Annotated in this window: 23 protein-coding genes; 22 read left to right on the top strand and 1 reads right to left on the bottom strand. The window is 50.9% G+C overall.

Annotation, left to right across the window (positions count from 1 at the left end; all coding sequences use genetic code 11):
* Positions 1–2: 2 nt before the first annotated feature.
* The 3 genes from DW819_RS04300 (at position 3) to pgeF (ending at position 2,069) form a co-directional block, all read left to right on the top strand.
* Positions 3–647, top strand: a complete 645-nt coding sequence (locus DW819_RS04300; protein WP_243025566.1) for a ribonuclease HII — start codon at positions 3–5, stop codon at positions 645–647.
* Positions 648–719: 72 nt separating this feature from the next.
* Complete coding sequence (locus tag DW819_RS04295) at positions 720–1,076, top strand: YraN family protein (RefSeq protein ID WP_118732234.1); 357 nt, start codon at positions 720–722, stop codon at positions 1,074–1,076.
* Positions 1,077–1,220: 144 nt separating this feature from the next.
* A complete protein-coding gene (gene pgeF / locus DW819_RS04290) occupies positions 1,221–2,069 on the top strand; it encodes a peptidoglycan editing factor PgeF (RefSeq protein WP_118732310.1) in 849 nt (282 codons plus the stop codon).
* Positions 2,070–2,147: 78 nt separating this feature from the next.
* On the opposite strand, the gene DW819_RS04285 is transcribed toward pgeF, so the two are convergent.
* Positions 2,148–3,356 (bottom strand): ribose-phosphate pyrophosphokinase, encoded by a 1,209-nt coding sequence (locus DW819_RS04285; protein WP_118732233.1) that lies wholly within the window; start codon positions 3,354–3,356, stop codon positions 2,148–2,150.
* 249 nt (positions 3,357–3,605) lie between these two features.
* Here DW819_RS04285 and DW819_RS04275 point away from each other — a divergent pair, with 249 nt between their 5' ends.
* The 19 genes from DW819_RS04275 to DW819_RS04190 all read left to right on the top strand — a co-directional run bounded on the left by DW819_RS04275 (position 3,606) and on the right by DW819_RS04190 (position 24,089).
* Entirely contained in the window at positions 3,606–4,982 is a 1,377-nt protein-coding gene (locus DW819_RS04275; protein WP_118732231.1) for a DUF512 domain-containing protein, read from the top strand.
* Positions 4,975–6,303, top strand: coding sequence for a ribosome biogenesis GTPase Der (gene der, locus DW819_RS04270; RefSeq protein ID WP_118732230.1), 1,329 nt, complete (start codon positions 4,975–4,977; stop codon positions 6,301–6,303). Before DW819_RS04275 ends, der begins: the two co-directional genes overlap by 8 nt.
* Positions 6,304–6,939 carry a glycerol-3-phosphate 1-O-acyltransferase PlsY gene (gene plsY, locus DW819_RS04265; protein WP_118732229.1) on the top strand — a complete coding sequence of 212 codons (636 nt, stop codon included), beginning with the start codon at positions 6,304–6,306 and terminating at the stop codon, positions 6,937–6,939.
* A 4-nt stretch (positions 6,940–6,943) separates the two neighbouring features.
* Entirely contained in the window at positions 6,944–7,948 is a 1,005-nt protein-coding gene (locus DW819_RS04260; RefSeq protein ID WP_118732228.1) for an NAD(P)H-dependent glycerol-3-phosphate dehydrogenase, read from the top strand.
* A 298-nt stretch (positions 7,949–8,246) separates the two neighbouring features.
* Positions 8,247–9,458 (top strand): ABC transporter substrate-binding protein, encoded by a 1,212-nt coding sequence (locus DW819_RS04255; protein ID WP_118732227.1) that lies wholly within the window; start codon positions 8,247–8,249, stop codon positions 9,456–9,458.
* Between the two features lie 269 nt (positions 9,459–9,727).
* Entirely contained in the window at positions 9,728–10,609 is an 882-nt protein-coding gene (locus tag DW819_RS04250; RefSeq protein WP_118732226.1) for a branched-chain amino acid ABC transporter permease, read from the top strand.
* A gap of 9 nt (positions 10,610–10,618) precedes the next feature.
* Entirely contained in the window at positions 10,619–11,683 is a 1,065-nt protein-coding gene (locus DW819_RS04245) for a branched-chain amino acid ABC transporter permease (protein WP_118732309.1), read from the top strand.
* 1 nt (position 11,684) lies between these two features.
* Entirely contained in the window at positions 11,685–12,443 is a 759-nt protein-coding gene (locus DW819_RS04240; RefSeq protein ID WP_118532572.1) for an ABC transporter ATP-binding protein, read from the top strand.
* Between the two features lie 12 nt (positions 12,444–12,455).
* The gene (locus DW819_RS04235) at positions 12,456–13,166 is read left to right on the top strand and encodes an ABC transporter ATP-binding protein (RefSeq protein ID WP_118732225.1); all 711 of its coding nucleotides are present in this window, start codon (positions 12,456–12,458) and stop codon (positions 13,164–13,166) included.
* Positions 13,167–13,351: 185 nt separating this feature from the next.
* Positions 13,352–14,587, top strand: a complete 1,236-nt coding sequence (locus DW819_RS04230; protein ID WP_118732224.1) for a 6-phosphofructokinase — start codon at positions 13,352–13,354, stop codon at positions 14,585–14,587.
* A 147-nt stretch (positions 14,588–14,734) separates the two neighbouring features.
* Positions 14,735–16,210, top strand: coding sequence for a stage IV sporulation protein A (gene spoIVA, locus DW819_RS04225; protein WP_118732223.1), 1,476 nt, complete (start codon positions 14,735–14,737; stop codon positions 16,208–16,210).
* Between the two features lie 51 nt (positions 16,211–16,261).
* Positions 16,262–17,863 carry an MBL fold metallo-hydrolase gene (locus tag DW819_RS04220; RefSeq protein ID WP_118732222.1) on the top strand — a complete coding sequence of 534 codons (1,602 nt, stop codon included), beginning with the start codon at positions 16,262–16,264 and terminating at the stop codon, positions 17,861–17,863.
* 13 nt (positions 17,864–17,876) lie between these two features.
* A complete protein-coding gene (gene rnhA, locus DW819_RS04215) occupies positions 17,877–18,359 on the top strand; it encodes a ribonuclease HI (protein ID WP_118732221.1) in 483 nt (160 codons plus the stop codon).
* A 160-nt stretch (positions 18,360–18,519) separates the two neighbouring features.
* The gene (locus tag DW819_RS04210; RefSeq protein WP_118732220.1) at positions 18,520–19,233 is read left to right on the top strand and encodes a lysozyme inhibitor LprI family protein; all 714 of its coding nucleotides are present in this window, start codon (positions 18,520–18,522) and stop codon (positions 19,231–19,233) included.
* Between the two features lie 138 nt (positions 19,234–19,371).
* Entirely contained in the window at positions 19,372–19,497 is a 126-nt protein-coding gene (locus DW819_RS16055) for a hypothetical protein (RefSeq protein WP_279220936.1), read from the top strand.
* A 105-nt stretch (positions 19,498–19,602) separates the two neighbouring features.
* Positions 19,603–22,212, top strand: coding sequence for an alanine--tRNA ligase (alaS, locus tag DW819_RS04205; RefSeq protein WP_243025576.1), 2,610 nt, complete (start codon positions 19,603–19,605; stop codon positions 22,210–22,212).
* 146 nt (positions 22,213–22,358) lie between these two features.
* Positions 22,359–22,535, top strand: coding sequence for a 30S ribosomal protein S21 (gene rpsU, locus DW819_RS04200; RefSeq protein ID WP_005539624.1), 177 nt, complete (start codon positions 22,359–22,361; stop codon positions 22,533–22,535).
* A gap of 76 nt (positions 22,536–22,611) precedes the next feature.
* Positions 22,612–22,881, top strand: coding sequence for a YabP/YqfC family sporulation protein (locus DW819_RS04195; RefSeq protein ID WP_118732308.1), 270 nt, complete (start codon positions 22,612–22,614; stop codon positions 22,879–22,881).
* A 17-nt stretch (positions 22,882–22,898) separates the two neighbouring features.
* Positions 22,899–24,089: a sporulation protein YqfD gene (locus DW819_RS04190; RefSeq protein WP_118732218.1), complete on the top strand. Its 1,191-nt coding sequence runs from the start codon at positions 22,899–22,901 to the stop codon at positions 24,087–24,089.
* The last annotated feature ends 18 nt before the right edge of the window (positions 24,090–24,107 follow it).

Here is a 24,107-nt window from a genome sequence, read left to right as displayed (position 1 = left end):
GCATGGCACTGAGAACCTTAACCGGAGAGAAGCTGGAAGCAGAGCGCGCCCGTCTGGCTCTGATGCGGGAGTACGAGGATACCTACGCAGCCTGTACTGCCATCTGCGGCATCGACGAGGCTGGCCGTGGCCCGTTAGCAGGTCCGGTGGTGGCCGGGGCAGCGATCCTGCCGGTGGATTGTGAGATCCTGTTTTTAAACGATTCCAAGAAGCTTTCCGAGAAGCGCAGGGAAGCCCTGTTTACAGAAATCAAGGAAAAGGCGGTTGCCTGGAGTGTTGGCATCGTGGGGCCGGATCTGATCGATGAGATCAATATTTTACAGGCCACCTATGAAGCCATGCGCCAGGCCATTGCCGGGCTTTCCGTGCAGCCGGATCTGCTGCTCAATGACGCGGTGACCATTCCGGGGGTGGAGATCAATCAGGTACCGATCATCAAGGGAGATGCCAAGAGTGTTTCCATTGCGGCAGCCAGTATTTTAGCAAAGGTGACCAGGGATCACATGATGGTTGAGTACGATACCTTATTTCCGGAATATGGCTTTGCCAAGCACAAGGGATATGGAACCGCAGCGCACATTGCGGCATTGAAAGAGTATGGGCCGACCCCGATCCATAGAAAAAGCTTTATCAAGAATTTTGTGTAAAAGCAGGATGGATGCAGAAAACGAACAGCGCAGGTTCCTGGAAAAAAGTGTGGTCAGAAGGCACAGGTGTGAATGGAATACAAAGAAAATAAACGGGAGACCGGAACCCGGAAAGAAGAACTGGCGGCAGACTTTCTGACCCGCCGGGGTGTGAAAATTCTGGAGCGGAATTTTCGCTGCCGCCAGGGTGAGATCGACCTGATCGGAATGGACGGACAGTATCTGGTATTTGTCGAGGTAAAATACAGGAAAACAGCACGCAATGGTATGCCTGCAGAGGCGGTTGGCCATATCAAACAGCAGCGGATACGCTATACGGCGCAGTTCTATCTGTACAGCCGACATTACCGCGAGGACATGCCGTGCCGTTTTGATGTGGTGAGTATACTGGGAGATCAGATTAACTGGATTCGGGACGCGTTCGCATAGGAACATTGACAATTGTGCTGAATATGCAGTTTAGTGCAGACATAGAAAATTCAGAACGAAAAGGAGAGGGTACAGATGGAACAGAAAGCATGGATCCGCAAGCAGAGCGGCATGACAACAGCAGGACAGACGGAAAGCTGCTGCATGGAGCGCGGTTTGGAAAAATCGGAAATTGAAATCCGTGAGAAAAACGGCGTTACCTATCTGTCCTTTCCGGCTCTTGATGCCACCGGTCTGGTAAGCCATGCCTTTTCCACCCGCCACGGAGGTGTCAGCGAGGGCGTGTTCTCTACCATGAACTTTAGCTTTACCCGGAATGATGATCCGCAGCATGTAATGGAAAATTACCGCCGCATGGCAGCCGTTCTCGGAACCGATGCAGAGAAGATGGTGCTTTCCTACCAGACCCACACCACCAATGTCCGCAAGGTGACAGAGGAAGACGCGGGAAAGGGCATTGTAAAAGAGCGGGATTATCAGGATGTAGATGGCCTGATCACGGATATTCCGGGTATCACGCTGGTGACTTTTTACGCGGACTGTGTGCCACTGTATTTTGTGGATCCGGTCCACAGGGCTGTCGGACTGTCCCATTCCGGCTGGAGGGGCACGGTGCATCGCATGGGAAAAGCCACACTGGAGGCCATGAACCGGGAATACGGCACAGAACCGGCGGATGTCATTGCCTGCATTGGACCGAGCATCTGCCAGGACTGCTTTGAGGTAGGACCGGAGGTGGCTGCGGAATTTGCCGATGGCTTTGCAGAGCAGTACCATAACGATCTGTTTTACCAAAAGCCAGACGGAAAGTATCAGGTGGATCTGTGGCGGGCAAACCAGATCGTGCTCCGGGAAGCAGGAATCCCGGCAAATCAGATCCATACAACGGATATCTGTACCCGGTGCAACCCGTCACATCTGTTTTCTCACCGGATCATGGGAACGGAGCGGGGAAATCTGGCAGCGTTTCTGGCTCTCAGAGAGCAGGGATAAAATCATATTAGACAAAAAGAGCTTCGCACAGCACTTATATACGCTGCGTGAAGCTCTTTTTTGCGTCCCTATTAAAATTTACTGGATGGTCTGATAATAATCGTATCCGCCTGCCTGGTAGCGTTTTACCAGCTTCTGGATCTTTTCGGTCGGAGACAGGGCAGCTCCGATAGAAACGTCGTGGTTGAAGGAGTTAATGATGGCTGCAAGATATTTACTCATGTCAGCTTCCAGATACCACTCGCGGTCTAACAGTTCTTTCGGACGGTAGTTTAAGTTGGTGGTAATGACATAGTCGATGTAGCCATTCTGATAGTACTGGTCAAATTTTTCCAGACCAGCGGTGAACAGGCCGAAGGTGCAGCAGATGATAACTTTCTCTGCCTTGCGCTCCTTTAACTCTCTGGCGGTGTCTAACATGCTCTCGCCGGATGCGATCATATCGTCAATGATGAGAACGGTCTTTCCTTCTACGGAAGTACCCAAAAACTCGTGGGCAACGATCGGGTTGCGGCCGTCAATGACTCTGGAGTAGTCACGGCGCTTATAGAACATACCCATATCAACTCCGAGGTTGTTGGCCAGGTATACGGCACGGTTCATGGCACCCTCATCCGGGCTGATGATCATGAGATGATCCTTGTCGATCTTTAAGGAGGTGTCGTGGGTGAACAGAGCCTTTACAAACTGGTAAGTCGGCATGAAGTTATCGAAGCCGCTTAACGGAATGGCGTTCTGAACGCGCGGGTCATGGGCATCGAAGGTAATGATGTTGGAAACACCCATGGAGATCAGCTCCTCCAGTGCCATTGCACAGTCTAAGGACTCGCGCTTGGTACGCTTGTGCTGACGTCCTTCATATAAGAAAGGCATAACAACATTAACGCGGTGTGCGGTGGCTACGGAAGCACCGATGATGCGCTTTAAGTCCTGGAAATGGTCATCCGGGGACATGTGATTGGTGTAGCCGCAAACGCTGTATGGGATGCTGTAGTTGGTTACATCTACCATTGCAAACAGATCCGCGCCGCGGACAGATTCGTTAATAACGGCCTTTGCCTCACCGGAACCGAAACGCGGGCATTTGCAGTCAAGAAGATAGGAATCTACATCGTAGCCGCGGTAGTTTAAATCCTGCTGGCGGCGAAGCAGCTCCACGGTATCATTGCGGCGGAAGGTGACAATGTGATCGTTTACCTTGGTTGCCAGATCCTTGCAGCTTTCCAGGGCAGCGAGCTTTAACGGCGCTACCGGTAAAATGTCATTAAACACGTAGTTGTTAGCCATTGGTACATACTCCTTCAAGTAAAATAGTTCATTATAATCCAACATATTTATATCCTTAAAAAAAGCAAGCGTCAAGAGCCTTGGGGAATTTTGTAAAAAAAAACAAAAAAACAGGTAAATCCACCCAAAACCGGAGGCCGATTGCTTTGACAAAGAACAGGAATCTTGTTATGATGAAAAGAGTGCAGATTGACAGCCGGATGACCCAGGTCAAAGCAGGCCCTGAACATCTGCTGGAAAGGAATATCTATGAAGAAACAAAAAGGACATCTGATAAAATCCGTTGACCCGGGTTCCATTGCAGAGGAACTGGAGCTGGAGCCGGGAGACCGTTTACTTACGATCAATGGAAATGAAGTGGAAGATATCTTTGATTATGAATATTATGTAGACAGCGAAAGCATGGTCATGCTGGTGGAAAAGGCAGACGGCGAGCAGTGGGAGCTGGAAATAGAAAATGAGTACCAGGATCTTGGCATCACCTTTGAGAACGGACTTATGAGCGATTACAAGTCCTGCAGCAACAAATGCATTTTCTGTTTCATTGACCAGATGCCGCCGGGCATGCGCGAAACCCTTTATTTTAAGGACGATGATTCCCGTCTTTCCTTCCTTCAGGGAAACTATGTGACGCTGACCAACATGAAAGAGCATGACATCCAGCGTATCATTGATTTTAAGCTGGCGCCGATCAACATTTCGGTGCACACCACCAATCCGAAGCTGCGCTGCGAGATGCTCCATAACCGGTTTGCGGGAGAAGCATTAAAAAAGATCGACCGTCTTTGTGAGGCCGGCATACCCATGAACGGACAGATCGTGCTGTGCAAGGGCGTGAATGACCGGGAAGAGCTGGATCATACCATCCGGGATATGACAAAGTATCTTCCTTATATGCAGAGCGCTTCCGTCGTGCCGGTAGGGCTCTCCAGATACCGGGACGGTCTGTATCCGTTAAAGCCCTTTGAGAAGGAAGATGCAGAGAATGCCATTGATATCATTGAAAAATGGCAGAAGATCATATATGAGCAGTATGGCATGCACTTCATCCATGCCAGCGATGAATTCTATATTCTGGCAGAGCGGGAGCTGCCGGAGACAGAGCGTTACGACGGATACCCGCAGCTGGAGAATGGCGTGGGCATGCTGCGTCTTCTTGACACCGAGGTAACAGAAGCGCTTGAGGCACTGCCGGAGGATCTTCCGGTGAAGCCGGAGGAGTTGTCCATTGCTACGGGCCGGCTGGCTTACCCTTATCTGAGAAAGCAGCTGGATAAGATCGAGGCAAAGTTTCCTCAGAAAAAGGTGCATCTGTACGCGATCCGCAATGACTTTTTCGGAGAAAGCATCACCGTGGCCGGTCTGATCACTGGACAGGATTTAAAGAAGCAGATGTCGGTGGTGCCGCTTGGCGAGCGTCTGCTGCTTCCAATCTGCATGTTTCGGAGTGGCGAGGAGGTATTTCTGGATGACCTCACCCGCGCCGATGTGCAAAACGCTTTACAAGTTCCGGTGAATATTGTAAAATCAAGCGGTCAGGATCTGGTGGATGCCGTTCTTGGCCTGGAAGAAGAACAAGATACCGTCTACGACGGATATGAATTAAAGGAGATCACACATGAGTAAACCAATCGTTGCCATTGTAGGGCGTCCGAACGTTGGAAAGTCTACCCTGTTCAATGTACTGGCAGGGGAGACCATCTCCATCGTAAAGGATACGCCGGGAGTTACCAGAGACCGTATTTATGCGGACTGCAACTGGCTGAACATGAACTTCACCCTGGTTGATACCGGTGGTATTGAGCCGGACAGCCGTGACATCATTTTGTCCCAGATGAGGGAGCAGGCACAGATTGCCATTGACACCGCAGATGTCATTATCTTCATCGTGGATGTACGTCAGGGTCTGCAGGATTCTGACTCCAAGGTTGCGGACATGCTCCGCAAATCCGGAAAGCCGGTGGTCCTCGCGGTAAACAAGGTGGACAGCATCCAGAAATTCGGAAACGATGTCTACGAGTTCTATAACCTGGGAATCGGCGATCCGATTCCGGTATCCGCGGCTTCCCGCCTGGGAATCGGTGACCTGTTAGACGAGGTGTCCAGGCATTTCACCCTGGAGCAGTTAGAGGAAGAAGAGGATGACCGTCCGAAGGTAGCCATTATCGGTAAGCCGAACGTAGGAAAGTCTTCTATTATTAATAAGCTGCTGGGTGAGAACCGTGTGATCGTTTCCAATATTGCAGGTACCACCCGTGATGCGGTCGATACCGAGGTCGTATACAACGGAACGGAGTATATCTTTATTGATACCGCCGGACTGCGCCGTAAAAGCAAGATCAAAGAGGATCTGGAACGCTACAGCATCATTCGTACCGTATCTGCCGTGGAGCGTGCGGATGTGGTCATTCTGGTCATTGACGCGACCGAGGGCGTGACGGAGCAGGACGCAAAGATTGCAGGCATCGCCCATGACAGGGGCAAGGGCATCATCGTTGCCGTCAACAAGTGGGATGCCATCGAGAAGAACGACAAGACCATCTACGAGTTCACCAAAAAGATCAAGGATACCCTGTCCTTCATGCAGTATGCTGAGATGGTATTTATCTCTGCCGTAACCGGACAGCGTATGAACAAGATGTTTGAGCTCATCGATATGGTGCGCGAGAACCAGACCATGCGTATCGCTACCGGCGTGCTCAATGAGATCATGACTGAAGCTGTTGCAATGCAGCAGCCGCCGTCTGATAAGGGCAAGCGTCTGAAGCTGTATTACATGACCCAGGTAGCGGTAAAGCCGCCGACCTTCGTTATTTTCGTAAATGACAAAGAGCTGATGCATTTCTCCTATGTGAGATACCTGGAAAACCGCATCCGCGAATCCTTCGGATTTAAGGGTACGGCTCTGAAATTCCTGATCCGCGAAAGGAATGGAAAGGAGGAGTAAATGGAACGAGTACTTTGTCTGGTAATGGGTTATGTGTTTGGTCTGTTTCAGACTGGCTATCTCTACAGCAGATCCAAGCATATGGATATCCGCAATTACGGAAGTGGAAACTCCGGCAGCACCAATGTCCTGCGTGTGATGGGCAAAAAGGCCGGACTGATCGTATTCCTGGGTGACGCAGGCAAGATGATTACTGCATGCCTGATCACAAGAGTATTGTTTCGCAGCCAGCCCGAGCTTCTGTATGTATACCTGCTCTACACCGGCTTTGGCGTGATCCTGGGACACAATTTCCCGTTTTATATGGGATTTAAGGGTGGCAAGGGCATTGCGGCCTCCGCTGGGCTTCTGGCCTCCACAGACTGGCGTGTGATGCTGGTCTGCCTGGTGGTGTTTGTGGCTGCAGTAGCCATTACCCGCTATGTATCCCTGGGATCCATCCTGGTGATGATCTGCTTTTTTATCGGTATGGTGTTTTTCGGTGCCCGCGGTGATTTTGGCATCGCGGCGGCACATCTGACGGAATTCTATGTGCTGGCAGGCCTGATCTCCGCTATGGGGATCTGGCGCCATCATACCAACATCAAACGACTGTTAAGCGGCACGGAAAACAAGCTGGGTGCCAGAAAGGAATAGACCTATGGCAAATGTGAGTATAATCGGCGCAGGCAGCTGGGGCACCGCCCTTGCATTCCTGCTTCACGAGAACGGCCATCAGGTGACGGAATGGTCTGCCTTTGAAAAGGAGGCAGAGAGTCTGCGGACAGAACACCGTCTAAAGACCCTTCCGGATCTGGTGCTTCCGGACGATATGGAATTCACCTCTGACCTGGAATGTGCCATGAAGGAGAAAGATCTTCTGGTGGTGGCGGTTCCTTCCATCTATGTGCGGGAGACTGCCCGGAAGATGAAGCCTTTCCTGAAAGAAGGACAGCTGGTGGTCAATGTGGCCAAGGGCATCGAGGAGGCAACCCTCATGACACTGACGGATATTCTGGAAGAAGAGCTTCCCGGTGCCGATGTGGCCGTTCTTTCCGGACCGAGCCATGCAGAAGAGGTGAGCCGGGGGCTTCCGACCACCTGTGTGGCCGGGGCAAGAACACGCAAAACTGCGGAGAAGATCCAGAATCTTTTCATGAGCCCGGTATTTCGGGTTTACATCAGCCCGGATATCCTGGGAATTGAGATTGGCGGGGCATTGAAAAATGTCATCGCCCTGGCAGCGGGAATCGCAGACGGACTTGGGTATGGCGACAACACCAAGGCAGCCCTCATTACCCGGGGCGTGGCGGAGATCAGCCGTCTAGGCATGGCCATGGGCGGAAAGCTGGAAACCTTTGCCGGTCTTACCGGGATCGGAGATCTGATCGTAACCTGTGCCAGCATGCACAGCCGCAACCGCCGTGCCGGAATCCTGATCGGAAAAGGCTATTCCATGAAGGAGGCTATGGACGAGGTGCAGATGGTGGTAGAGGGTGTCTATTCTGCCAAGGCCGGTCTGGCTCTTGCCAAAAAGTATCAGGTGTCCATGCCGATCATCGAGGCAGTCAATGAAGTACTGTTCGACGGAAAGTCCGCAAAAGAGGCAGTTGCGGATCTGATGCTGCGAGACAAAACAGTAGAAAGCGCGAATCTACCGTGGTAGGAATTTTCAGAACTGAAAATTCCGTACGACAAAACAGAGGTTGTGGATTTTGCCAATTCGGAATGCGAAGCATTGGCAAAATCGTCTTGCTGTTGCGAAGAAACAGCAAGGAAAGCGCGAATCTACCGTGGTAGGAATTTTCTGAACTGAAAATTCTGTATGACTTTGCTTCAACTTCGCTTTAACGCAAGAAAGTTCTTGACAAGCGTTTTTCTGACTACTATAATTAGTTCAGCTTTAAGGATACGGCTTCCTGACGGTTCAGGAAGCCTGTTTTCATTTAAGAGGAGGAAAAATTATGAAGAAAAAACTGGTTAGTTTTGGTATGGCAGCTATGATGGCAGCATCCTTAGCAGCATGTGGCGGCAGCAAGCCGGCAGAGACTACCGCAGCAGCAGATAATGCTGAGACCACTGCAGCAGAGGGTGCAGAGACTGAGGCAGCAGCAGAAGGCGGCACATTAAAGGTAGGCATAATCGGACCGTTAACCGGTGCAGGCGCAGCTTATGGTAACGCAGTCGCAAACGGCGCAGAGCTGGCAGCAAAGGAGATCAACGAGGCTGGCGGTATCAACGGCATGATGATCGAGACCAAGGCTGAGGATGATGAGAATGATCCAGAGAAATCCATCAACGCATACAACACCTTAAAAGACTGGGGTATGCAGGTATTAGACGGTCCGACCACTTCCAAACCGTGTATCGCTGTAGGAGCAGAGGCTGAGTCTGATAACATGTTCCTGATCACTCCGTCCGGTTCCGCAGTTGAGTGCGTAGCAACTGACAACGCATTCCGCGTATGCTTCGCAGACCCGGATCAGGGTACCGCTTCCGCTAAGTATATTGGAGAGAACAAGCTGGCTACCAAGATCGCTATCATCTATGACAGCTCTACCGAGTATTCTTCTGGTATTCGTGAGGCATTTGTTGCTGAGGCAGCAAACCAGGGTCTGGAGATCGTAGCTGACGAGGCATTTACCGCAGACAGCAACACCGACTTCTCCGTACAGCTTGACAAGGCAAAAGACGCAGGCGCAGAGCTGGTATTCCTTCCGATCTACTATCAGGAGGCTTCCATCATCTTAAAGCAGGCAAGCGACAAAGAATTCGCACCGGTCTTCTTCGGCTGTGATGGTATGGATGGTATCCTTTCCGTAGAGAACTTTGATACTTCCCTGGCAGAGGGTCTGATGCTCTTAACTCCGTTCTCCACCACTGAGGAGAGCAGTAAGGCATTTACTGAGGCTTATGTAGCAGCTTACGGCATCGAGCCGAACCAGTTTGCTGCAGATTCCTACGATGCGATCTACGCAATCAAGGCAGCTGTTGAGAAGGCAGGCGTTACCGCTGATATGAGCGCTTCCGATATCTGTGACGCATTAAAGCCGGCTATGACCGAGATTTCCATCGATGGACTGACCGGTTCTGACATGGTTTGGAACGCAAACGGCGAGCCGAATAAAGCACCGAAGGCTGTGAAGATCGTAAACGGTGAGTACGAGATGCAGTAATTTTTCCGTGTATCCAACACGCAAACAGCAGGGAAACATCCGAAAGGGGATCGTCCGGCAGGGCGGTTCCCTTTTTTCGGCTTTCCGTAATTTGTGTTCACCTGGAGAGTTCGTGATATACGTGGAAAAACGACATGAAAAACGTGTCTTTGCCACGCGGACAAATGGTGCGCATTCGCGAACTTTTGCTTGAACTTCAAATTTGACTATGCTATAATTCCAGTTATGTTTTATTTCTCATAGAAAAAAAGTAAAGAGGTGGTAGGTACATGAGTTTTCTGTCTTATTTGATCAACGGAATCAGCCTGGGCAGTGTTTACGCGATCATTGCACTGGGCTACACCATGGTTTACGGTATCGCGAGAATGCTGAACTTTGCCCATGGTGATATTATTATGGTAGGCGGCTTCGTTATTTTTACCATAGTCAGTACCCTGGGACTCCCGCCGATGGTGGGCGTTCTGGCGGCAGTCATCGCCTGTACGGTACTGGGTGTCGTGATTGAGCGTGTTGCTTATAAGCCGCTGCGCGGCGCATCCTCCCTGGCCGTTCTGATCACGGCTATCGGTGTCAGCTACCTGCTGCAGAATGTGGCGCTGCTGATCTTTGGATCCAACGCGCGTCAGTTCACATCTGTTGTGAATGTGCCGAGCTTAAAGCTGGCAGGCGGTGCCCTGTCCATTTCCGGCGTTACCATGGTTACGATCATTACCTGTATCATCATCATGGCAGCTCTGACAACCTTCATCAATAAGACCAAAGTTGGTCAGGCTATGCTGGCTGTATCTGAGGATACCGGAGCGGCAACCCTGATGGGCATCAATGTCAACAGCACCATCGCGATCACCTTTGCGATCGGTTCTGCCCTGGCAGCGATCGCGGGCGCACTGTTGTGCTCCGCATATCCGTCCCTGACTCCCTACACCGGTTCCATGCCGGGTATCAAGGCGTTTGTGGCAGCTGTTTTCGGCGGCATCGGCTCCATTCCGGGCGCGCTGATCGGCGGTATTTTGCTAGGAGTGATCGAGAATCTTTCCAAAGCATATATTTCTTCCCAGCTTTCTGATGCCATCGTATTCGCAGTGCTGATCATTGTGCTGCTGGTACGTCCGACCGGAATCCTGGGAAAAAAGATTACGGAGAAAGTGTAGGTGAATGGAATGAAAAAGAACAGATTATTAATCCAGAACAGCATCACTTATGCGATCGTAATTGCCTGCTGGATCCTGGTCCAGATCCTTGGAGCCACCGGACATATGACAAGCCTGTTAAAGGGACTTCTGGTTCCTCTGTGTATCTATGTGATCCTGGCTGTATCCTTAAACCTGACAGTCGGTATTCTCGGTGAGTTAAGCCTGGGACATGCAGGCTTCATGTGCGTAGGTGCTTTTACCGGTGCGTTTTTTACCAAATGCATGACAGATGTGATCCCGTCTGTAGGCATGCGCTTCTTTCTGGCTCTCCTGATCGGAGCTGCTGTTGCAGGCGTGTTCGGCATTATCATTGGTATTCCGGTCCTGCGGTTAAAGGGTGACTATCTGGCTATCGTAACCCTTGCATTCGGCGAGATCATCAAGAACCTTATCAATGTGCTGTATGTGGGAATGGATTCCAACGGCTTTCATTTTTCCATCAAGGATACCACATCCCTTGGCATGGGCGCGGACGGCGTTGTCATCATCAAGGGTGCACAGGGTATTACCGGTACTCCGAAGGCGGCAACCTTTACGGTAGGCATCATCCTGGTGCTGATCACCCTGTTTATCGTGTTAAACCTGATCAATTCCCGCACCGGACGCGCCATTATGTCCATTCGCGACAACCGCATTGCGGCAGAGTCCGTGGGAATCAATATTACCAAGTACAAGCTGATGGCATTTGCGATTTCCGCAGCCCTGGCAGGCGTTGCAGGTGTTCTGTATGCCCACAACCTCTCCTCCCTGGCGGCAACCCCGAAGAACTTCGGCTATAATATGTCCATCATGATCCTGGTATTTGTGGTACTGGGCGGACTTGGAAATATCCGCGGTTCCATGATCGCGGCGATTATCCTGACCATGCTTCCGGAGCTTTTACGCGGCCTGAACGATTACCGAATGCTGATCTACGCAGTAGTCCTGATCGTTATGATGATCTTCAACTCCAGTCCGAAGGCCATAGAGATGAGATCTGTTTTCATGGACCGTATCAAGAAAAATAAAAAATCTGCAAAGGAGGCTGCATAATATGGCTATGCTGGAAGTAAAAAATATCGGCATCTCTTTTGGCGGATTAAAAGCAGTGGACAATTTCAGTCTGACCATCGAAAAGGGACAGCTTTACGGCCTCATCGGACCAAACGGCGCAGGCAAGACTACCATTTTCAATCTGCTGACCGGTGTCTACAAGGCAGATCACGGCGCTATTTTCCTGGATGGCAAAGAGCTGACCGGAAAAAGCACCATTGAGATCAATCAGGCAGGCATTGCAAGAACCTTCCAGAACATCCGTCTGTTCAAGGATTTAAGTGTTCTGGACAACGTAAAGGTAGGCCTGCATAACCATCATCCGTATTCCACCATCGAGGGTATTTTCCGCCTTCCGCGTTATTATAAAGTAGAGAAGGAAATGAACGCCCGGGCCATGGAGCTGTTAAAGGTTTTTGATCTGGATAAGGAGTGTGATTACAAGGCATCCAACCTGCCTTATGGCAAGCAGAGAAAGCTGGAAATTGCCCGCGCCCTTGCTACGGACCCGAAGCTTCTTCTCCTGGACGAGCCCGCAGCCGGCATGAACCCGAACGAGACCGCAGAGCTGATGGATACCATCCGTTTCGTGCGTGACCATTTTGATATGACTGTGCTTCTGATCGAGCACGACATGAAGCTGGTTTCCGGTATCTGTGAAAAGCTGACGGTCTTAAACTTCGGTCAGGTACTGACCCAGGGTGAGACATCGGAAGTGCTGAATGATAAGCGTGTTATTACGGCTTATCTTGGAGAGTAGGAGGTTAGAGCAATGGCAATACTTGAGGTAAAAGACCTGGAAGTCTGCTACGGTGTCATCCAGGCAATCAAGGGAATCTCATTTGAGGTAAACCAGGGTGAGATCATTGCCCTGATCGGAGCAAACGGCGCAGGGAAAACCACAACACTGCAGACCATTACCGGCCTGATCCCGTCCAAGGCAGGCACTATTACCTATGAAGGAAACAATATCACAAAGATTCCGGGTTATAAGCTGGTAGGAATGGGTATTGCCCATGTGCCGGAGGGACGCCGCGTGTTCGCAGAGCTTTCGGTTCTGCAGAACTTAAAGCTGGGTGCGTACACCCGCAATGACAAAAACGAGATGGAGGCGACTCTGAAAGAGATTTATGCGCGATTCCCGCGACTGGAAGAGCGTAAAAACCAGATGGCCGGTACGCTTTCCGGTGGTGAGCAGCAGATGCTGGCAATGGGCCGTGCACTGATGTCTCATCCGAAGTTGATCGTCATGGACGAGCCGTCCATGGGTCTGTCCCCGCTGTATGTCAATGAGATCTTCGATATCATCCGCAAGATCAATGCAGACGGCGTGACAGTCCTTCTGGTTGAACAGAATGCGAAGAAAGCGCTTTCCATTGCGAACCGTGCCTACGTGCTGGAAACCGGAAAGATTGTGCTCAGCGGTGACGCAAAGGAGCTCATGAACGATGATTCCGTTAAGAAGGCGTACTTAAGTGAATAAGATAAACAGATGACGCAGTTTGACAAAAAGCGAGAATTTGTTTCAAAAATTCAAACTGTCTGAAAACGACCGAAAAAGGAGCGGAAAGTCCTAGACTTTTTGCTCCTTTTTATGGTATTATTTAGGCAAAGTAATTGGGTGTGGGGACCCTGTTGCGCAAAGCTTATATGAAGGAGGGTTTACTTATGAAGGGCAATGTAATCGTAGGACAGTCCGGAGGGCCGACTGCCGTTATCAATTCCAGTCTTGCAGGTGTATACCGGACGGCGGTTGACCGCGGAGCGAAAAAGGTATACGGTATGCTGTATGGAATCCAGGGGCTTCTGGATGAACAGTACGTGGATCTTTCCAAGTTTATCCGCAGTGATCTGGATGTGGAAATCTTAAAACGTACGCCGTCTGCATTCCTTGGCACCTGCCGTTATAAACTGCCGGATATCCATGAAAATCAGGACATTTATGTAAAGATTTTTGAAATCTTAAATAAGCTGAATATTGAATGCTTTATTTATATCGGCGGAAATGATTCCATGGACACGATCAAAAAACTGTCGGATTACGCAATTCTGACGGGGCAGTCCCAGAAGTTCGTGGGCGTTCCGAAGACCATTGACAACGACCTGGCCCTGACCGACCATACGCCGGGCTATGGAAGTGCCGCAAAATACATTGCAACCTCTACCAAAGAAGTGATCCGGGACGGCCTTGGCTTCTCTTATAAAAAACAGCAGGTGATCATCATAGAGATCATGGGCCGCAATGCCGGATGGCTGACCGGTGCAGCTGCCTTGTCCCGCGGAGAGGACTGCGACGGACCGGATCTGATCTATCTGCCGGAGCTGACCTTTGACATCGAAAAGTTTACCGCAAAGGTGCGCAAGCTTCTGACCAGGAAGGATGTAGTCGTTGTCGCAGTTTCTGAGGGTATCCGCATCCAGGACGGCCGTTATGTCAGCGAGCTGGGAAGTGCCTCCGATTATGTCGATGCCTTCGGCCATAAGCAGCTGACCGGAACCGCAAGCTACCTGGCGAACGTGATTCATCGTGATATTGGATGCAAAACCCGTGCCGTGGAGTTTTCTACCTTACAGCGCAGTGCAGCGCATCTTGCATCCCGCGTGGATGTAAATGAGGCCTTTATGGTCGGCGGTGCTGCTGTCAAGGCAGCCGATGAGGGGGATTCCGGCAAGATGGTGGTCATTGACCGTGTATCGGATGATCCGTATCAGTGCGCAACCGGCATTTACGATGTGCACAAGATCGCAAATGGTGAGAAGATGGTACCAAGAGAGTGGATCACAAAGGATGGCACTTATGTGACAGAAGAATTTATTGACTACGTAAGACCGCTGATCCAGGGGGATTCCCCGTCTGTTATGGTAGACGGAATCCCGCGGCATCTGTACATGGGAAAACGCTGATCGATCCGGCGGATCCTTATATTTTCTGCATCAGAAAAGCATGATTCCAGGATGCTCCTGCATATATTAGAAACAGTACTGACCGGTGTGATCGGATTTTTAGTCTGTCACCGGTAACAGAGCTGTTTTGGCAGGGGGAGTGTCTATATGGAACAGTACAGTGTATACCGGGATATTCAGGCAAGGACCGGCGGAGAGATTTATCTGGGCGTGGTAGGACCGGTGCGGACCGGAAAATCTACCTTTATCAAGCGATTTATGGAACAGATGGTGCTGCCGGGCATTACCGATGAAAACCAGAAGAATCGGACCCGGGATGAACTGCCTCAGAGTGCGGCAGGAAAGACCATCATGACTACGGAGCCGAAGTTTGTTCCCAAGGAGGCAGCCCGTATTGCCCTGGGGGAAGATACTGCTGTACAAGTACGGCTGGTGGACTGTGTGGGCTTTATGACGGAGGGAGCCGGCGGGCACTTGGAAAATGAAAAGGAGCGCCTGGTGAAAACGCCATGGTCTGAAGAGAGCATTCCCTTTACCATGGCAGCGGAAATCGGTACCCGCAAGGTGATCCGGGATCATTCCACCATCGGACTTGTGATCACCACAGACGGTTCCTTTGGAGAGCTGGAGCGGCAGGCCTACATAAAGCCAGAGGAAACGGCAGTCCGGGAGCTTCAGGAGATCGGAAAGCCGTTTCTGGTGCTTTTAAACTCCAGCAGGCCATATTCGGAAGAAACCAGAAATCTGGCAAAGGAATTGGAAACGAAATATGAGGTCTGTGTCATGCCGGTGAACTGCGAGCAGCTGAAGCCGGGGGATATTTATCAGATCTTAAAGCAGGTCCTCTTTGAATTTCCGGTCACAGAGGTGGATTTTCAGATCCCGAAGTGGCTGGAACTTCTGCCGGCTTCGCACTGGCTGAAGCAGCAGGCTGTGAAGGCAGCCCGCAATGCCATGAGCCATATCCGCAGGATGAAGGATCTTACGGATTCCTGGAAGGATGATGAAGCGAAGGCGGTAAGCAGCATGGAAACCGGGCGCATGGATCTGTCAGACGGAAAAGTCGCGGTGCGGATGCTGTTTGATGAAGATTATTATTATCAGATCTTAAGTGAGTTTTCCGGACTCTCCATTGGGGATGAGTATGAACTCATGCAGCAGCTGAAGGAGCTGGCCGAAAAGAAACAGGAGTATGACAAGATCCGGAACGCGCTGGAGCAGGTGCGGGCCAGAGGTTACGGTGTGGTGACGCCGGAGCGCTCGGAGATCGTGCTGGATGAGCCGGTGGTGATCCGGCACGGAAACCGTTATGGGGTTAAGATGAAGGCGGAAGCGCCGTCCATCAATCTGATCCGGGCACGGATCCAGACAGAGATTGCCCCCATTGTGGGAAGCGAGCAGCAGGCCCAGGATCTCATCGCTTATATGAAGGACAACGCAAACAGGGAAGAAAACGGGATCTGGGAGACAAATATTTTCGGAAAATCCATAGAACAGATTGTGGAGGATGGAATTCAGGCCAAGGTAAACCAGATGACGGAGGAATGCCAGTCCAAGCTTCAGGATGCCCTCCAGAAGATCATCAACGACAGCAACGGAGGCCTGATCTGCATCATCATTTAACCATGTACCCTCGGACTCCGAGAGCACATACATACAAAAGGAGGGTGCTTTATGAGATTGGTTTTCAGCGGAGCAGCTCATGAGGTGACGGGAAGCTGTCATTATCTGGAAGTCGGAAGCAGTAAATTCCTGGTAGACTGCGGCATGGAGCAGGGCATAAACATCTATGAAAATGTAGAGCCGCCGGTGCCGTGGTCTGATATCCAGTTTGTGCTTCTTACCCATGCCCACATTGACCACGTGGGTATGCTGCCTTATATTTATGCCAGGGGCTTCAAGGGGCGTGTCATTGCGACCAACGCCACCTGCGACCTCTGCAACATCATGTTAAAAGATTCTGCGCATATCCAGGAGACGGAGGCAGAGTGGAAAAACAGAAAAGCAAGACGTGCCGGACGTCCGGAAGTGCCGCCATTATACGAGATGAGCGACGCACTGGGGGTACTGGAGCATTTTGAAGGATATTACTACGATGAAATTGTGGAAGTAAATGATGAGGTTTCTGTCCGGTTTACGGATATCGGCCATCTGCTGGGCTCTGCTTCCATTGAAATCTGGATGAAGGAAGACGGAGTGGAGAAGAAAATCGTTTTTTCCGGCGATATCGGCAACTTCAACAAGCCCCTGATCCGGGATCCGATCTACACGAAAGAAGCAGATTACGCAGTCATGGAGTCTACCTACGGGGACCGGTTCCACCAGAAGGGAAAGGATCATATTTCGGAGCTGGTGCGGATCGTCCAGGAAACCCTGGACCGGGGCGGCAATGTCGTGATCCCGGCCTTTGCGGTAGGACGTACCCAGGAGCTTCTTTATTACTTCCGCCAGATCAAAGCCCAGCGTCTGATCCACGGTCATGATAATTTTGAGGTTTATGTGGATAGTCCGCTGGCGGTGGAGGCTACCCACGTGTTCAAGGAAAATCAGGCAGAATGCTACGATGAAGAAACCAGGGAGCTCGTGGAGGAAGGCATCAACCCGATTGCCTTTCCGGGTCTGAAGCTTTCCGTAACCAGTGACGAGTCCATCAACATCAACTTTGATGCAAAGCCGAAGGTTATCATCTCTGCGTCCGGCATGTGTGACGCAGGACGTATCCGCCATCATTTAAAGCACAATCTGTGGCGCAGGGAATGTACGGTGATCTTTGCCGGATACCAGGCTGTCGGCACCATTGGCCGTGCCCTGGTGGACGGTGCGAAGGAAGTGAAGCTCTTTGGTGAAAGCATTGATGTGGAAGCCCACATCGAGGTGCTTCACGACATCAGCGGACACGCTGATCAGAATGGTCTTCTGACCTGGGCACTGGCCTTTGAAAAGAAGCCTCAGCAGTTTTTCGTAGTTCATGGCAATGACGATGTCTGCGACCGCTTTGCCGAGCTCATCACAGAAAAGACCGGTGTACCGGCCAAGGCGCCGTTTTCAGGCTCTGAGTTTGACCTGATAAAGGGTGTCTGGGTACGGGAAACCGCAGGTATCCCGATCCAGGCCAAGAGTGCTCTGGCAAAGAAAGCCAGTGGTGTCTTTGCACGGCTTCTGGCTGCCGGTGAGCGCCTGATGGGCGTCATCCGCAGAAACGAGGGCGGTGCCAACAAGGATCTGGCAAAATTTGCCGATCAGATCAATGCATTATGTGACAAATGGGACAGATAGGAGAATAACAGAAATGTCAAAAGTACAGATTTACACCGATGGTTCAGCGAGGGGAAATCCGGACGGACCGGGAGGATACGGTGCAGTCCTGCATTTTACGGACAGCAAGGGACAGCTTCACGAAAAGGAGCTGTCTGCCGGATACAAAAAAACCACCAACAACCGGATGGAACTGATGGCGGCCATTGTGGCGTTAGAGGCGTTAAACCGTCCCTGCGAGGTGGATCTGTACTCGGATTCCAAATATCTGACAGACGCGTTTAACCAGCACTGGATCGACAACTGGGTCAGGAACAACTGGAAACGCGGAAAAAGCGGTCCGGTGAAAAATATTGACCTTTGGGAGCGGCTTTTAAAAGCAAAGGCCGCCCACCGGGTGAATTTTATCTGGGTGAAGGGCCATGCCGGACATCCGCTCAATGAACGGTGCGACCAGCTGGCTACCGCGGCGGCGGATGGGAGCAGCCTTCTCACAGATGAAGGGCTCAACGCCTGATTGCTCCGGGACTGTCAGCTGCCGGAAACTGTTAAGTCTTTCTTACAATTCTTTACTTCTTTTGAACTTATATTTTCATTTAGACCTGTTTATGTTATGGTATGTTCAGTGGATCGGAATTTGATTGGAACAATACAGAATAGGCAGGACGGATGGATTTATGAAGCTAAAAGGAATCTGGGTAGCCATTGCAGTGATCTGTGTGGCAGGAATTGGAATCACAGATTATTCTGCACGGCATCTGGCGGGCAGCGAGGCGCAGTATGTTTCCGGAGAGGCGGCACAACAGGCTGTGTCAGGACAGGCAGATACGGCACCTGTGAAAACAGAAGCCGCAGCGGAGGCAGCGCGCGCTTTTTCCGTGCAGAACACAGCCGCTGAGCCCGGTGAGGAACCGCTTTCGGAAAATGCGAGGATTATGGCTCAGGCTGATCTGCCGGAGGAGGCGGAAGATACGGCCGGCAGAATTGCCATGGAAAAAGAAGAAAGACAGCCGGGTACAAAAACCGGTATCCTGGCACAGCTCGCCGAGCTGGATGACCAGGCGGAGAAGCGCCGGAGTGTGTCTGCGGACAGCAGCGCCAATGCCCTGAAGGCTGCGGCAGAGTCAGAAAGAAAGCTTTGGGAAAGCAAAATGCAGAGCATCCTGGAAACTCTGGAGCAGCAGCTGTCCGGAGATGAAAAGACCGCGTTCTTTACAGAGCAGCGCAGCTGGGTCCGTGACCGGGAGAGCGCTGCGGTGGCCAATTCCAAAAAGCAGAGCGGGAGCGCGCTGGAGGAGTTAGAATACATCCGTTCCCTGTGTGATCTCACAAGAGAACGTGTTTATGATCTGGCAGGGCGGTATGAAACCATTCTTGATAAAACGGAATAGAACAGAAAGCAGGAAGCAGGCAGAAGACGAAAAAACAGTTTTCTGCCTGCTTTTTGGGGACTTGATAATTATAGGTTCCTATGGTAAGATACAAAGATGAATTGAAATAGTTTTTCTGAACATAAGGAGGAAGTTATTATGGCAGCTATCGCAACCAGTCTGATTGGATATACCGTAAAAGCCATCATTTTTGCAGCGCTCGCGTACGCGGGAATCATTTGCGGCAAAAAGTTCAGAGACAAAAAAGAGGCTGACCGCGCATAAGAACGGCAGCAAAATCCAGCCGCTGCATGCATGCAGTGCGGGCAGCGGCAATAATACGGAGGAAGTAGTAAAGTGAAGAAGTATGGAGTAAACGAACTGAGAAGAATGTTCCTGGAATTCTTTGAGAGCAAGGGACATCTGGCAATGAAGAGCTTTTCCCTGGTGCCGCACAACGACAACAGCCTGCTCCTCATCAACTCCGGTATGGCACCGTTAAAGCCTTATTTCACCGGACAGGAGATTCCGCCGAGAAGACGTGTGACCACCTGCCAGAAATGTATCCGTACCGGTGATATCGAAAACATCGGTAAGACCGCCCGTCACGGCACCTTCTTTGAGATGCTGGGCAACTTCTCATTTGGTGATTATTTCAAAGATGAGGCAATCCACTGGTCCTGGGAGTTTTTAACTGAGGTCGTAGGTCTGGAGAAAGACCGTCTGTATCCGTCTGTTTACTTAGATGATGACGAGGCATTTAACATCTGGAATAAAGAGATCGGTGTTCCGGCAGAGAAGATCTTCCGCTTCGGCAAAGAGGACAACTTCTGGGAGCATGGCGCAGGTCCGTGCGGTCCATGTTCCGAGATCTACTATGACCGCGGTGAGAAGTACGGCTGCGGCAAGCCGGGCTGTACCGTTGGCTGTGAATGCGACCGTTACATCGAGGTATGGAACAACGTATTCACCCAGTTCGAGAACGATGGCCATGGCAATTACACGGAGTTAAAACAGAAGAACATCGATACCGGTATGGGTCTGGAACGTTTAGCTGTTGTAGTCCAGGATGTGGATTCCCTGTTTACCGTAGATACCAACAAGGCACTTCTGGATGAGGTCTGTGCTCTGGCACACACAGAGTACCAGGTGGATTACAAGAAGGATGTTTCCCTGCGTATCATTGCTGATCATGTAAAGTCCTGTACCTTCATGATCTCCGATGGCATCATGCCGTCCAACGAGGGCCGCGGCTATGTTCTGCGCCGTCTGATCCGCCGTGCAGCACGTCACGGACGTCTGCTTGGCATTGAGGGAAGATTTATGCCGGAGCTCTCCAAGACAGTTATCGAGCTTTCCAAGGACGGATATCCGGAGCTGGAAGAGAAGAAGGCTATGATCTTAAAGGTTCTTGCGGAAGAGGAAGAAAAGTTCAACAAGACCATCGACCAGGGCCTTGCGATCCTGGCAGATATGGAAAGCGAGATGTCCGCAAAGAACGAGACCGTTCTTTCCGGCGAGAATGCTTTCAAGCTGTACGATACCTACGGATTCCCGTTAGACTTAACGATCGAGATCCTGGAAGAAAAGAACCTGACCGTAGACGAGGAAGGCTTCCAGGCAGCTATGAAAGAGCAGCGTGAGAAGGCAAGAAAAGCACGTAAGACAACCAACTACATGGGTGCGGATGTAACCGTATACCAGTCCATCCCGGCTCAGATCACCTCTAAGTTCGTGGGCTACGACAGACTGGTGCATGAGTCTGAAATTTCCGTTCTGACAACCGATACCGAGATCGTGGAAGCCCTGACCGACGGCCAGCGCGGAACCATCATCGTAGAGGAGACTCCGTTCTACGGAACCATGGGTGGACAGTGCGGTGATACCGGTGTGATCACCGGTGCTAACAACGGTACCTTTGTGGTAGAGGATACCATTCACTTACAGGGCGGCAAGATCGGCCATGTAGGACACATGACCAGCGGCATGCTGGCAGCAGGCGAGACAGTTACCTTAAAGGTAGATGAGGCCTCCCGCCGTTCCACCGAGAAGAACCACAGCGCAACCCATCTGCTTCAGAAGGCACTGCGCAGCGTCCTCGGTGACCATGTAGAGCAGGCCGGCTCCCTGGTAACTCCGGACAGACTCCGTTTTGACTTTACCCATTTCTCTGCCATGACTCCGGAGGAGATCAAAAAGGTTGAGGAGCTGGTAAATCAGAAGATCCAGGAGAATCTGGATGTTGTAACACAGGAGATGACTCTGGATGAAGCGAAGAAGACCGGCGCTATGGCGCTGTTTGGCGAAAAGTATGGTGAGAAGGTCCGTGTGGTTAAGATGGGCGATTTCTCTACCGAGCTTTGCGGTGGTACTCATGTCGCTAACACTGGCGCGATTCATGCATTCAAGATCCTCTCTGAGGCAGGTATCGCAGCAGGTGTCCGAAGAATCGAGGCACTGACCGGTGAAGGTCTCATGCGTTACTATGAGAATCAGGAGCAGGAGCTGGCCGAGGCAGCAAAAGCAGCAAAGACCACTCCGGCAGACTTAAAGGCCAAGATCGAATCCATGCTGGAGGAAATCAAGGCTCTGCACGCTGAGAACGACAAATTAAAGAGCAAACTGGCCAACGAGTCCCTGGGCGATGTTATGAACCAGGTACGTGACGTGAAGGGCGTGAAGGTTCTGGCTGCAAAGGTAGCTGACGTAGATATGAACGGACTGCGCGGCCTGGGCGACCAGTTAAAGGATAAGCTTGGTGAGGGCGTGATCGTTCTGGCATCTGTTCAGGGTGACAAGGTCAACCTGATGGTAACTGCGACCGATGAGGCCCAGAAGAAGGGTGCCCATGCAGGCAACCTGGTCAAGGCGATCGCAGGTCTGGTTGGAGGTGGCGGCGGCGGCCGTCCGAATATGGCACAGGCAGGCGGCAAGAATCCGGCAGGCGTGGACGCAGCCCTGGAGAAAGCATACGAGACTGCAGCAGAACAGATCCGGTAAAACAAAAAATTACGAAAATCCGCAAAAAACTCAAAAAAACAGTTGACGAATAGAGATTTTATGCTATAATCATACCAGTGCTATAAAATACCCAAACAGTTGTATTATGCACAAGTACACAACTGGAGGGAGGTTAGGTGTGAGCTATGTCAAACGTTATCGTTAAAGAGAACGAGAGTCTGGACAGCGCATTACGCAGATTCAAAAGAAACTGCGCAAAGGCTGGTATTCAGCAGGAGATTCGTAAGAGAGAGCATTACGAGAAACCAAGCGTAAGACGCAAGAAAAAGTCTGAAGCTGCAAGAAAACGCAAATTTAATTAAGTATTTCCGAAATCCCTGGTCTATGACCGGGGATTTTTTCGTATATTTTTATGTAAAAAGCAATGGGAGCAGCGGCATGCTGGAACACGCGAAACAATCTGTAACGGAACAGCTAAAACTTCCGGGCGATGTAATGCTTGGGGAGATCCTGCTGTCCTTTTCCGGAAGGCACAGTGTAACTGTGGAAAACTATCGGAAAATACTGCTGTTTGAAGAGGATTGTATCCGGCTTCAGGGCAAAAACTGCAGACTGCAGATCTGTGGGCGCAGGCTGAATATTGTATATTATGACCGTGATTCCATGAAAATCAGAGGTCAGATCCGGAGTATGGAATTTTGTGATTGAATCGGAGGAGACAGAGTATGCGGTGGCTGAAGCAGCATTACACCGGATATGTGCGCGTACGTCTGACAGGACGGTCACCGGAACGCTTTTTCAACCTGTGCCGGAGCAGCAAAATCCTGCTTTGGAATATTGCCTGTGAGAAAGAAGAATACCGGTTTTTTCTGCTCTTGCCCGATTTTTACCGGATCCGCCCATTTGCAAGAAAAGCCGGGGTGCGAGTCCGCATCCAGGAAAAACTGGGACTGCCCTTTTTTTTATATCGGAACCGGAAGCGAAAGCTGTTTGCCGTTGGGGCGGCTTCGTTTTTTCTGCTGTTGTTTGTCCTTTCCCGTTTTATCTGGAATATCAGCTTCTCCGGAAACCTTCTTTTCACGGATGACATGCTGACAGGACAGCTTCGGGAAATCGGGGTCTGCTATGGAATGCCCAAAAGAGGCGTGGACTGTGACAGGATCGAGGAGGAACTCAGAAGCCGCTGCTCCCGGATTGTCTGGGTATCTGCCCATGTATCCGGGACCCGGCTGCAGATCCGGATACGGGAAAATGAGACAGCGGATGGTATTCCCCTTCGGGAAGAATCACCAAGAAACCTGGTGGCTGAAACAGCAGGAACGGTCGTTTCCATCCTGGTGAGGGCCGGAAAAGCGGTAGTACAGCCCGGGGATGAGGTGGAAAAGGGGCAGATTCTGGTAGAAGGGATGCTGCCGGTCACCAACGATTCCGGGGAGGTGGAGCGGACTCTGTTTGTGCGGGCCGATGCCGATATCCGTCTGCGGACAACGAAGATCTACAGGGAATGGGTGCCGCACTTTCAGACAGTGCGGAGCTATACCGGAAAGATGCAGCGGGGCTTTCGCCTGCGGGCCGGAGCAGTGGATATTCTGGCCATGCCTCCGTTAGCCGGGAAACGAAACTGGGATCTGACCGGTGTTTCCAGACAGATCGTTTTATTCGGAGATTTTTTTCTTCCGGTCTGGACCGAAGCAATTACGGCCAGGGAGTATGAGAAGGTAGAACGAAAACGCACGAAAACAGAGCTAAATGACCTTACAAAAGCAGTTCATGAAAGAAAATTACAAAAATTAACCGAAAAAGGGGTACAAATAATCGAAAATGATGTTAAAATATTAGATAACAGTAACGGCTGGATAATCTGCGGGAGCATGACCGTGGAAGAGGAGGCCGGAACCGGACAGAAGCTAGAATAGTACACAACGTGTGAACAG

Origin of the sequence: Clostridium sp. AM33-3, assembly GCF_003480315.1 — a bacterium.
Lineage (GTDB): Bacteria > Bacillota > Clostridia > Lachnospirales > Lachnospiraceae > Brotaphodocola.
The sequence above is the reverse complement of the archived record's forward strand: the minus strand, read 5'-3'. Positions and strand labels throughout refer to the sequence as shown.